The organism is Bacillus sp. RO1 (assembly GCF_012524115.1).
GTDB lineage: Bacteria > Bacillota > Bacilli > Bacillales > Bacillaceae_I > Sutcliffiella_A.
This window is the reverse complement of sequence record NZ_JAAZWB010000043.1, coordinates 1-11,444: the sequence shown is the minus strand read 5'-3', so window position 1 is coordinate 11,444 and position 11,444 is coordinate 1. Positions and strand designations below refer to the sequence as shown.

General features: G+C 44.5%; 12 protein-coding genes, 2 tRNA genes and 2 rRNA genes. 4 read left to right on the top strand and 12 right to left on the bottom strand.

All coding sequences use genetic code 11. The features are described 5' to 3' along the window. Positions 1-360: 360 nt before the first annotated feature. From tatC to HC179_RS04015, 3 genes are read right to left on the bottom strand one after another with little or no spacing between them, the layout of a single operon-like run. Complete coding sequence (gene tatC / locus HC179_RS04025; RefSeq protein ID WP_168863167.1) at positions 361-1,119, bottom strand: twin-arginine translocase subunit TatC; 759 nt, start codon at positions 1,117-1,119, stop codon at positions 361-363. Between the two features lie 17 nt (positions 1,120-1,136). Next, positions 1,137-1,319 carry a twin-arginine translocase TatA/TatE family subunit gene (locus tag HC179_RS04020; RefSeq protein ID WP_010191755.1) on the bottom strand — a complete coding sequence of 61 codons (183 nt, stop codon included), beginning with the start codon at positions 1,317-1,319 and terminating at the stop codon, positions 1,137-1,139. 40 nt (positions 1,320-1,359) lie between these two features. Next, a complete protein-coding gene (locus tag HC179_RS04015; RefSeq protein ID WP_168863166.1) occupies positions 1,360-1,998 on the bottom strand; it encodes a redox-sensing transcriptional repressor Rex in 639 nt (212 codons plus the stop codon). A gap of 343 nt (positions 1,999-2,341) precedes the next feature. Here HC179_RS04015 and HC179_RS04010 point away from each other — a divergent pair, with 343 nt between their 5' ends. Next, on the top strand, positions 2,342-4,282 hold the full coding sequence (locus tag HC179_RS04010) for an ABC-F family ATP-binding cassette domain-containing protein (protein WP_168863168.1): 1,941 nt from the start codon (positions 2,342-2,344) through the stop codon (positions 4,280-4,282). A gap of 18 nt (positions 4,283-4,300) precedes the next feature. After that, positions 4,301-4,483, top strand: a complete 183-nt coding sequence (locus tag HC179_RS04005; RefSeq protein WP_168863165.1) for a hypothetical protein — start codon at positions 4,301-4,303, stop codon at positions 4,481-4,483. Between the two features lie 1,075 nt (positions 4,484-5,558). Here HC179_RS04005 and tsaD read toward each other — a convergent pair. From tsaD to thiL, 5 genes are read right to left on the bottom strand one after another with little or no spacing between them, the layout of a single operon-like run. Beyond that, on the bottom strand, positions 5,559-6,593 hold the full coding sequence (gene tsaD / locus HC179_RS04000) for a tRNA (adenosine(37)-N6)-threonylcarbamoyltransferase complex transferase subunit TsaD (protein ID WP_168863164.1): 1,035 nt from the start codon (positions 6,591-6,593) through the stop codon (positions 5,559-5,561). Beyond that, complete coding sequence (gene rimI, locus HC179_RS03995) at positions 6,590-7,039, bottom strand: ribosomal protein S18-alanine N-acetyltransferase (protein ID WP_168863163.1); 450 nt, start codon at positions 7,037-7,039, stop codon at positions 6,590-6,592. The genes tsaD and rimI overlap by 4 nt, the downstream gene beginning before the upstream one ends. 9 nt (positions 7,040-7,048) lie before the next feature. Then, a complete protein-coding gene (gene tsaB, locus HC179_RS03990; protein WP_168863162.1) occupies positions 7,049-7,744 on the bottom strand; it encodes a tRNA (adenosine(37)-N6)-threonylcarbamoyltransferase complex dimerization subunit type 1 TsaB in 696 nt (231 codons plus the stop codon). Then, the gene (tsaE, locus tag HC179_RS03985) at positions 7,741-8,196 is read right to left on the bottom strand and encodes a tRNA (adenosine(37)-N6)-threonylcarbamoyltransferase complex ATPase subunit type 1 TsaE (protein WP_168863161.1); all 456 of its coding nucleotides are present in this window, start codon (positions 8,194-8,196) and stop codon (positions 7,741-7,743) included. Before tsaE ends, tsaB begins: the two co-directional genes overlap by 4 nt. 12 nt (positions 8,197-8,208) lie before the next feature. Further along, a complete protein-coding gene (gene thiL, locus HC179_RS03980) occupies positions 8,209-9,189 on the bottom strand; it encodes a thiamine-phosphate kinase (RefSeq protein ID WP_168863160.1) in 981 nt (326 codons plus the stop codon). Positions 9,190-9,403: 214 nt separating this feature from the next. Here thiL and HC179_RS03975 point away from each other — a divergent pair, with 214 nt between their 5' ends. Both HC179_RS03975 and HC179_RS03970 read left to right on the top strand, forming a co-directional pair. Beyond that, the gene (locus HC179_RS03975) at positions 9,404-9,664 is read left to right on the top strand and encodes a DUF3243 domain-containing protein (RefSeq protein WP_392396781.1); all 261 of its coding nucleotides are present in this window, start codon (positions 9,404-9,406) and stop codon (positions 9,662-9,664) included. Positions 9,665-9,869: 205 nt separating this feature from the next. Then, positions 9,870-10,790, top strand: a complete 921-nt coding sequence (locus HC179_RS03970; protein ID WP_168863159.1) for a DUF2268 domain-containing putative Zn-dependent protease — start codon at positions 9,870-9,872, stop codon at positions 10,788-10,790. Positions 10,791-10,902: 112 nt separating this feature from the next. Here HC179_RS03970 and HC179_RS03965 read toward each other — a convergent pair. From HC179_RS03965 to HC179_RS20885, 4 genes are all read right to left on the bottom strand, one after another. Further along, positions 10,903-10,978 (bottom strand) — tRNA-Asp (locus tag HC179_RS03965). Positions 10,979-10,983: 5 nt separating this feature from the next. Then, positions 10,984-11,060, bottom strand: a tRNA-Met gene (locus tag HC179_RS03960). 32 nt (positions 11,061-11,092) lie between these two features. Continuing rightward, a 5S ribosomal RNA gene (gene rrf / locus HC179_RS03955) occupies positions 11,093-11,209 on the bottom strand. Positions 11,210-11,333: 124 nt separating this feature from the next. Beyond that, positions 11,334-11,444: ribosomal RNA gene (locus HC179_RS20885) — 23S ribosomal RNA — on the bottom strand; the annotation flags it as partial.

The window sequence follows — 11,444 nt, the reverse complement described above, 5'->3', positions numbered from 1 at the left end:
ATCAATTTGATTTTTAATTGATCCTTTAAGTAGAGGCGTGCAAGCGAAGTGGAACACGTAGCGCGGAAGAAAAAATACGCCAATCCAGTACAGATTAATGTCTATTTTATTGACAGAACTCCAACTTCGGTCAACTTTGCCAAATCTTTGGTCACTTTCGCGGAAACTTCGGTCAACTTTCGAAAATCTTCGGACAATTGGTACGATTGGGCCCGTCATGTGTCCCTTTGACCCACTGATCCAGTCCATCCAAGTCCATCGCCGCCATACGTCCTGTCCCAACAGCCCACCTAAATAGCCCTCGCCAAAACCAAAAACAAGCCCGCCCCCTTCACAAAAAAGGGACGAGCCTGCTTACACCTAATTATTCATCTTCTCTTCCTGCTCCAACAACGCTGCCGCTTTCTGCGCTTTTCTATAAGATACGCGAGAAATCACAATGCTGATTTCATATAGCAAAAACAGCGGGACGGTTACCATCAAATGCGAGATCAGTTCTGGCGGTGTAATCAATCCACCGACCACAAGCAGGCCAAAGTAAGCGAACTTACGGATTTCCACCAAGAATGATGGCGTAATAAGGCCCAGTCTTGTTAAGAACATCACAATTACCGGCATTTGAAACAGTAATCCAAACGGTAAGGTCAGTTGAAACAAGAATTGAAAGTATTCGTTGATTCCGATTACCTGGTTTATTTCCAATCGGTCTGCCAGTCTACCCATGAAATCCACGACAAACGGGAATAAAATGAAGTAAGAGAAAGAGAGTCCGCTTAAAAACAGGAAAATGGAAATTGGTATATAGCTTAACGTTACTCTCCGTTCTTTTTCTAACAATCCTGGGCTGATGAAGGCCCAAAGTTGATAGAGCGTGACGGGGAACGTTATGATAAATGCAATCAAAAAGGCGAATTGCATAAAGATCTTGATGGGGTCTGTCATACGAAAGGCGTTCATCGTCAGCTCTTTCGCTTCATCTGTTTGCTGTAAATAGACAATGATCGGTTCGGCCAAGAAGAAGCCGCCGATTGCCGAAACGAAAAAGAAGGATGCTGTGATGATGATTCTTTTTCGGAGCTCGCCTATATGGTCATACACCGACATTTCTCTATCTAGCATATATGTTCATCCTTACATTACTTCGTTTCTTCTTTTTTCTCTTTAGAATCGTCGTCATCGGCCAATCCTTTAGTTGCGTTTTTGAATTCGCGCAATGTGTTACCTGCTGCTTTTCCTAGTTGAGGCAGCTTGCTTGGACCGAAGATAAGTAGTGCTACAAATACAATAAGTAAGAGGCTTCCCATTCCTAATGAACCCATATTTGACACCTCCTCGAAATATTCTTATTCTACAACTTTTTTACTCGCTTGGATAGTGCTTGAGAAAATATACCAATGACTGCAGTTCCACCGCCAAATCAATATGATGGATGCGTATCTCTTCTGGAACATTGATACGTGCCGGTGTAAAGTTCAGTATGCCCTTTACCCCCTTTTCTACAAGTCTATCCGCTATTGGCTGTGCTACCGGAGCCGGAACCGTCAAGATGGCTACCGTTACATTCTCTGGCAAGTGCTCTTCAATATCGTCTAAATGATAAACAGGGACTCCTCCGATTTCCGAGCCGATCTTAGACTCGTCCACATCAAAGGCCATCACGATTTTCGTATTATTGTTTTTCATAAAATTATAATGTAGGAAGGCGGTTCCTAAATTACCTACACCTATTAGAGTAACATATGTCAATTCGTCTTGGTCGAGCGTTTTCCTGAAAAAAGTTAACAAATATTGAACATTATATCCATATCCCTTTTTCCCCAACGCGCCAAAGTAGCTAAAGTCCCGGCGGATCGTGGCGCTGTCCACCTTTACCGCTTCACTAAGCTCCGCTGATGACACGCGCTGTTTACCGGACGAATGCAAATTCTGGATGAAACGATAATATAACGGCAGGCGCTTAGCCGTTGCCTGTGGAATTTTCATTTGTTCGTTATTCATTTTACTCCCCCATTTGTCGAACCTGTTTGCCTTTCTATTTTAACACGGAACGAAAACGATTACATTTCTATGTCTATAATATTTTTCCTGCCTTTGGGCCCTGCGCCTGAATCGGGCGATAATTTGGATTTACGGGCGATTTTCGAATGGAATCGGGCGATTTTTCAGATTTACGGGCGATAATTGCCACTAATCGGGCGATAATTTAAAAATACGGGCGATAATCTCGATTTACGGGCGATTCGCCCAAAACCGGCCCCTCCATCAAAACCAGATAACCAAAATCTTGATGTAAATCCCAAAGAAAGATACACTTAACCTAGAATTACTCGAGGTGAAGATGATGATTATTTTACAAGTGAATCAGTTGACCAAATACTTTGGCGCTGACCTTATTTTATCGAATATAAAACTAGAAGTACAATCCAAAGATAGAATTGCCCTTGTGGGACGCAACGGGGCAGGGAAATCTACTCTATTAAAAATCATATCCAATCAGCTATCCTTTGATTCAGGGGACCTGATTAAACCTAAAGGCGTGTCGATTGGCTATCTAGCGCAGGATACCGGCTTGCAGACTGAGCGCTCGATCTGGGACGAGATGCTGACCGTATTCACCGGCCTGCGCGAACTCGAAACGCAAATGCGGACACTTGAAGAGAAAATGGGAGACCCCGCTTATTTTGAAGATGAAGTAGCGTACGCTCGCATTCTCAAAGAATATGACGAAGTGCAAGAAGCCTTCAAACAAAAAGGCGGCTTTCAATATGAAGCAGATATCCGCTCCGTCCTGCACGGCCTACGATTTTCCGAATACGATTATGAAACACCGATTGAAACGTTAAGTGGCGGACAGCGTACCCGTTTGGCTTTAGCGAAACTGCTTTTGACCAAGCCGGACCTCCTCATTCTGGATGAGCCTACCAACCACTTGGACATAGACACGCTTTCTTGGCTGGAAAACTATCTCCAAGGCTACCCTGGTGCCCTGCTGATTGTTTCCCATGACCGCTACTTCTTGGACAAGGTCGTTAACATTGTTTATGAGATTTCGCGGAAACAGTCCGCTAAGTTCATCGGAAACTACAGCAAGTATCTGGAACAGAAGGCGGAGCAGTATGAGCGCGAGATGAAAATGTTTGAAAAGCAGCAAGACGAGATTGCCAAGCTGCAAGATTTTGTGGCAAAGAACCTCGCCCGCGCCTCAACAACCAAGCGTGCGCAAAGCCGTCGCAGGCAGCTTGAGAAGATGGAAGTGATGGACCGTCCAAAGGGCGATGAGAAATCTGCCTCCATCATGTTTGATATTGACCGCCAAAGCGGAAATGATGTCCTTAAAGCAAGAGAGCTAGCCGTTTCCTACGATACGAATCCGGTCTTCCGTCAAGTGGACTTTTCGATGAGCCGCGGTGACAGTGTTGCACTTGTCGGACCAAATGGGATCGGAAAGTCTACCTTGCTGAAGACCCTTGTCGGAAAATTAAAGCCGCTCGAGGGCACGTTTTCTTTTGGAGCGAATGTCTCGATCAGCTATTACGATCAGCAACAGGCCGATCTTACTTCCAACAAAACCGTTCTAGCGGAGCTTTGGGATGAATATCCTCAAAAAATGGAGAAAGAGATCCGCACCGTTTTAGGAAACTTCCTATTTTCCGGAGATGACGTGTTAAAGCCGGTTTCCACACTAAGTGGTGGCGAAAAGGCGCGGCTTGCCCTTTCCAAGCTGATGATGGAGCGCTCCAACGTCCTGATACTGGATGAGCCTACTAACCACTTGGACTTGGACAGCAAGGAAATTCTCGAAAATGCCTTGATTGATTATCCAGGCACGATCCTGTTCGTTTCCCATGATCGTTATTTTATCAACCGGTTGGCGACAAAGGTGTATGAGCTTAGTACCGTCGGAGCAACAGAGTACCTTGGTGACTATGACTATTATGTCGAGAAAAAAGAAGAAGCGTTGGAGCTTGAACGATTAGAAGCGGAGACTGCGACTTCCAAAGGTTCAAAGGTTTCTTCAGCTGCAGCTACTGAAGCACCTGAGAAGATGAGTTACGAACAGGAAAAAGAAGCAAAGCGCCTCGAACGTCAGCGCAAACGCCGCGTCGAAGAGATCGAAAAAGAAATGGAAGAGCTCGAGCAGAAAATAGAGCATAACGAAAGTGAGCTTTGCTTGCCTGAGGTCTATCAGGATCATGAGAAAGTGCTGGAGCTGAATACTGCGAATGAAGCTTATCAAGAGAGACTTCTTGCATTGATGGAGGAATGGGAAGAGCTTGTTTAAGTTGGTTAGGGGGATTGGATGAATAAAACCTTTTCGGTCATTTTATTGCTTGTCATTGTTATGAATACGTTTAGATACTTATCCTATATCTTTACCGGCCCGATAGAAGCTTACTATTTTGTCATGCTGGCTATCAACCTTGCCGGACTGGGGCTTGGAGTATACTATTTATTCTTTCAAAAGAAAAGACAGCGAAACTAGCAAAAACCGCACAGTTCAATGGGACTGTGCGGTTTTTATATACCTATCTTGTCACACTAGGCAAAGTGGCTGCTTTTCTGAGCATTACCCAAGACCTCTCTGTTACCAAATATGCTGGCTATTAATAGTTTCAGGGCTAGAGAGCGCTCTTCTGCTACCATTATCTGCGCAACGGAGTAAATTCGAGCTCTGAGACAGCTTCTCTGTTACCGTTCTTGGATCAGTGATACCACTTCGGGCTCTGAGACGGCCTCTCTGTTACCGTTCTTAGATCAGTGATGCAACTTCGGGCTCTGAGACAGCCTCTCTGTTACCGTTCCTGGATCAGTGATACCACTTTGGGCTCTGAGACGGCCTCTCTGTTACCGTTCCTGGATCAGTGATACCACTTCGGGCTCTGAGACAGCTTCTCTGTTACCGTTCTTGGATCAGTGATACCACTTCAGGCTCTGAGACTGCCTCTCTGTTACCGTTCTTGGATCAGTGATACCACTTCAGGCTCTGAGACTGCCTCTCTGTTACCTTTTTAGGTTAGCTGCATCCGTTTCGTGCGTTGATAAACGTTAAACCTCCACCTCAATTAAAAGTAGGTAGCTTTAGTGGCTTCTATATCCCCGAAGCAATGTACTGCTTAGCAAAACAGTCTTATAGAAGAGGTCTATTCGACCAAAGCCTCCCTCCAAGCTCCCCTTAAATCCAATAGACCTTCCCACACCCAACCTAACTCCAAAGTTACCAACACAGCCTCCTCCCCCCCAAGCGCATATTTTGTCGAACAAAAAAGGGATCCTGCTGAAGCTTGTCGACTGGCACTACTTACCCACAAGCTTATACACATATCCACCCTTGACTTATAAGTTATCAAGATAAATATCCACACTATCCACAAAAATACACAAAGTTATCCACATTTTTTATTCACATTTTCGAGGTTTATTTTAGTGGATATTTGGGTAACTATCCACATTTAATCCACAGGTGTGTGGATAACACTTCAAAACACCCCTAAAGCCGCTCCCCCCAACAAAGCAAGCGCCTCCAAAAGCAAAAGAAAAAGCCTTCCAACCGAACAACGTCAGTTAAAAGGCTTCTCAATATCCAATCCTGGATTCGCATTCAAATCCATTCCAGATCGCTTTCCTAATCGGTACATCACACTACCTACTGTCGCAATCATCGCCGCATTATCTGTACACAAGGATAGCGGTGGGATCACCAGGTTTTTCCCCTCTTTATCCACAGCTTCCTCTAATGCCGCGCGCAACCCTTTGTTAGCCGCTACACCGCCTGCAAGTAACACTTGGTTCACGCCGTATTCCTTCATAGCACGAATCGTTTTTCCAACGAGCACTTCAATCACGCTCTCCTGGAAGCTTGCCGCAAGGTCTTCAGGAACAATTTCCTCCCCTTTTTGCTTGGCGTTGTGAAGGGTGTTGATAACTGCTGACTTCAAACCTGAAAAGCTGAAATCATAAGAGTCTTCCTCAAGCCATGCTCTTGGCAGCTTAATAGAAGGTGTCCCTTCCCCAGCCATACGGTCAATATGCGGGCCACCCGGATAAGGCAATTGAAGGGTACGCGCCACCTTGTCGTAGGCCTCTCCTACGGCATCGTCACGTGTTTCCCCGATTACTTCAAAAGAACCGTGCTCTTTCATGTAGACAAGCTCTGTGTGCCCGCCTGACACGACAAGCGCAAGCAACGGGAAGTCAAGATCTGCCACCAGCTGATTTGCGTAAATATGACCTGCAATATGATGAACGCCGACAAGTGGTTTTTGATGAGCGAATGCCAACGCCTTAGCCGCGTTCACCCCTATCAGCAGCGCACCAACAAGTCCCGGTCCTTCTGTCACCGCAATGGCATCAATGTCTTCCATGGTCACGCCGCCCCGTTCCAGAGCTTCCTCTAAGACCACCGTCATTTGCTCCACATGATGACGAGAAGCGATTTCTGGTACCACTCCGCCAAAACGCTGGTGACTCTCAATCTGGGATGACACAATATTAGCCACAATCTCCTTGCCATTTTTAATGATGGCAACAGCCGTCTCATCACAGCTCGTTTCAATTCCTAATATTAGTTCGTCTTTTGCTTCAGTTAGTTTCATATATTCACCCACATCACTAGTGCATCTTCATTGTTATCCACATAGTATTTTTTCCGGATTCCACCGTTTTGGAACCCGTGTTTCCGGTAAAGCCCCTGTGCCACTACATTCGATACCCTTACTTCAAGGGAAACAGTGGTAGCTCCGACCATTTTACAATATTCCATTGCTTTTCCTAGCAAAAGATCCCCAAGCTTACGACCCCGACAAGCAGGATCAACTGCAATATTGGTAATCTGCGCTTCCCCCATTACAATCCAGATCCCGCAATATCCGATCACCTGGTCATCTTCTTTCATCACAAGGTAATGGGCATATGGATTGTTGGTCAACTCATAATAGAAGGCATCCTTTGTCCAAGGTGTGGCAAACGACTTTAGCTCTACACGATGCACCCCTTCAATATCGTAAACTGTCATTTTTGTTATTCCGATTAGAGAATTCATTCCGCTCACCTATTTTTCTTTACTTTCCAGCCATTTCGCCTCTGCTTCCGCAAGTCTTGTATAGTTCGGCACGAAGGAATGAGCATCCTCTGCGTCCCTCTTCAAGCCAAGAAAAGCAAGCTCGCTTGGTCTTGGATTATGTTCGCTGACCTGTGCAAAATGAGCTAGTTCCCCAAGGTACTCTATGATGGTTTCCTTATGGATGTGCACATCATTTCCGATGAATAGTACAGGTTCCTGCCTATCTTTTAACCCTTGCAGCCAGTCTGTCATCAGGATGTTGACATCCTCCACTTCCGTCATCAACTCGCCGTCCTTGTAACGATACAGCCCGGTGTACACCTGACCGCGTCTCGCATCCTGCAAAGCACAAATGCTTCCATCAAAATAACGACCGTTCGCCGCCACAAGCTCCAAGCTCGAAACGCCAACAAGGGGAATGTTCAACGACCACGCCAACGTTTTCGCAAGCGTCACACCAATTCTTACTCCCGTATAAGACCCAGGGCCTTTCCCAACCACAATTCGCGTAAGGTCACTTGGAGCAACATCGCAATCTTGCATCAACTTTTCCACTGCCGGCATTGCTCGCAACGAATGATTTTTTTTCACATTTGTCACCAGTTCCCCGATCACTTTATCTTCATCAACTATAGCCACGCCCAACACATAGGTGGACGTATCAATCGCTAGCACTTTGGTCATTCCATTAACTCCTTACATATAGCTTCATATCTTTCCCCTTTTGGTGTGAGAACAATCTTGCGTTCATCGTCACCATGGTGATAGATATAGATTTCCAACCGTTCACTTGGTAAAAAATCTTCAATCAGATGGGCCCACTCCACAACGGTGACACCTTCACCTTCAAAATAATCATCAAACCCCAAGTCCTCTTCACTGTCAGCCAAGCGGTACACATCCATATGATAAAGCGGAAGGCGGCCTTGATACTCCTTAATGATAGTAAAAGTCGGACTGTTCACGTTCCTTTTGATTTCCAGTCCTTTTGCCAAGCCCTTTGTAAAAGTTGTCTTCCCTGCACCAAGGTCCCCTTCTAACAACAGAACCTCTCCGCCTTCCATCAACTTACCAAGCGCCTCGGACTTTGCCATCGTCTCCTCAGCTGAATGTGTCATAATCTCCACTTGCAACATATCATCCTACTCCTAACCTCTATTAAAATGATTATAGCCTTCTTTTTTTAATTCGTGGACGCCTTCATGGGACTTTAAAAATGCTCGTCCTTCGCCACTAGAGACGGTGCCTATTTTCGTAATCTTAATTCCCGCTGTCAGGCACTCCTCCTGCAGCTTAGCCCAATCCGTCTCAGGAATGGAACCGACCAATTCAAAGTCTTCTCCACCGGTCATCGCCCATTGGAAGGCTTTTTCCGTACGATAATTCTGTAAATCCTCACTAATAGGTATTGTTTCCTTATTTATTAAAATATCTACCTGGCTCGCCTCTGCAATCTCCAAAAGCTCACTTGCCAGGCCATCACTCACATCGTTTAATGAAACACGTTCAAACTTGCTTAACATCCTTCCCAATGTCACTTGGGGCTTAGGTTGCTGATGGTACTCAATTAAAGATGGATGTTCGGAAGAAGCACCCTCATTATGTAAAAGAATATCCAAACCAGCTGCGGAATCCCCCAGCGTTCCAGAGACAAAAACCACATCTCCTTCCTTAGCGTGGGATCGAAGCAGCCTCTTGCCTTTTTCCACTTTACCGATTACAAATACACTCAACACCATCGTTTTGCCGGAAGTCGTATCCCCGCCAATCAGGTCCATTTCATATTGGTCCCCAAGCGACCTCATGCCATCATAAATCGCTCTCAGTTCCTCCTGGCTCCATCCCTTAGGAATCGTGATGGAAACAAGATAATACAACGGATATCCACCCATCGCCGCCACATCACTAATGTTGGCTGCCAACGCCTTATATCCAATATCGAAAGGCTTCATCGTATCACGTGTAAAATGAACACCCTCCACCATCGTATCCACACATACGACTTTCTCAAAGCCTTCTTCCACACCGATGATTGCCGCATCGTCTCCGATCCCAACCACCTTTTGTGCATGGAACAATCGCTCCGGCTGAATATCCTTAATAAAAGCAAATTCATCTGAAATGGACAAGATCTTCACTCCTCTACTTCCGACTGCTACCCACTATTATAGCGAATGCATCTTCATAAAGAAAATAATTCTGCCAAGAACAGCATGAATAGGTTTAATCCTCCCATAAAAAGGATATGGACAAGAGAACGCTTAAATTTAGAGGAGGAAACAAGAAATGGCATACACAGACCGTGAAGCTACTCAAGACAGAGTAGAACGTAAAGTAGAGAATATGGACCCTGGCAAAAAAGAACAGATCCTGGCCGACTTTGATACCTTCAAAAGTTATTTAAGTGACAAAGTATCCAAAGGCAAGAAAGTGGGCCTTGGAGAAGAACAGCTTGCTATGGCCGCAGAAAAAGTAGCAGACTACTTGGCAAAGCACGAAGACCCTAGAAACAGTGAAGAAAAGCTTCTGCAGGAATTATGGAAGGTCGGCGATAAGGACGAGCGTCATAAACTCGCCCACATGCTTGTTAAACTTGTAGATTAATAGTACTAGTGTAATTGACCCTTATACTTATCGTTTGCTATATAATATTTAACAGCCACCTCTTTAGGTGGTTTTTTTATGGGTAAAATTTCCTTGATAAATAACTGATAAAAAAGAAGGAATTTGTCATAATTTATAGAATATTTAAACTTGGTTGCCGATATATACTATATAGGGGGCAAATACTAACTTAGGAGGGAATACAATGCGCTTTACTAGTTTTTTCTTTTTTCTCATCATGGCAGTAGCATTAACAGGCTGTAACAACGGAGGAACCGAAGCAGATGCCGAGGAGGCAATCGGCTTAGAATACACCTTCGAAAATAATGGACAAGAATTTGAGATAATTCACGTGTACCAGTTGTATGAGGCATTCTATGAGGAAGGCCTAAAAGGGGAAGAAGCAACTGCATCGTACACTTCAAGCATCCTTGATCAGGTTGCAGATAAATGCTATAAAGGCGGAGAATTCGAGCAAAACGCAGAATACGTTCTAGCTCCACCAAAAAATAGAATTGCTGCTCAAGATAACCTTAAAAGAATGAATACACAAAAAATAAATGCCTCTATTAAAGAAGCATTAACTAAGTCTTCGAATGAATTACCTATCGAAGGAAGCAAAACTACGGTATGTGTATTCCCAACAGACAACAACGCACCGGCAACATTCGTCACTGCAGGTGTTGGTAAATTGGTTGTATTATTTGATCGAAATACAACAAACAATATTTTAAAAGCAGGTGTGGCTAACAAATATCACCACAGCTACTGGGTCGACAATCATTATAACGGTGAAACATTCACTGTTTTAGATAAGCTTGTCATCGAAGGTAAAGGCACTATGTTCCAAAAACTTGTTTATCCTAACATTGATGTAGCACCAGTAGATGAAGAATACAACAAAGACCTTTGGACAAGAATTGAAGGCGAATTGGAAAAAGAAGATGATAAAAAGGCACAAGAAATCTTTAAAGGCGGAAGAAACGGGTTACCGAGCCAATACGGTTACAGCGAAAGCTATAAAATGCTTCAATCCTTCGTAAACGCAAATGAAGGGGCATCCATTGAAGATTGGTCTGCAGCTACTTCTGCAGAGATCCTTGAAGCACATAAAGCAAATTATTAATGGTAGGTTGTATGTAGATAGGATGGGGCCTCGATAAGGGGCTTCATTCTTTTTTGTTATCTAAAAAAAAGACAAAAAAAATAACGAAACCTAGTTTCGCTTTTTAAAAGAATGGCGGTCCCGACCGGGATCGAACCGGCGATCTCCTGCGTGACAGGCAGGCATGTTAACCGCTACACCACGGGACCTTATTTGGTTGCGGGGACAGGATTTGAACCTGCGACCTTCGGGTTATGAGCCCGACGAGCTACCAGACTGCTCCACCCCGCGACAATAATATATGTTATTTTACAAAAGCACTTGCCTGGCAACGTCCTACTCTCACAGGGGGAGATCCCCCAACTACCATCGGCGCTGAAGAGCTTAACTTCCGTGTTCGGTATGGGAACGGGTGTGACCTCTTCGCCATCATTACCAGACATATGCTATTATAATATAACTTGTAAGAAAAATCAAGAAGTTTTTTCAAACTTTTTGTTCCTTCAAAACTAGATAATGTGTTCGTATCAAGATGTTCTATCGTTCTAATTAGTTCATTGTTGTTGGGTTAAGTCCTCGATCGATTAGTATTCGTCAGCTCCACATGTCGCCATGCTTCCACCTCGAACCTATCTACCTGATCATCTTTCAGGGATCTTACTTACCGAAGTAAAA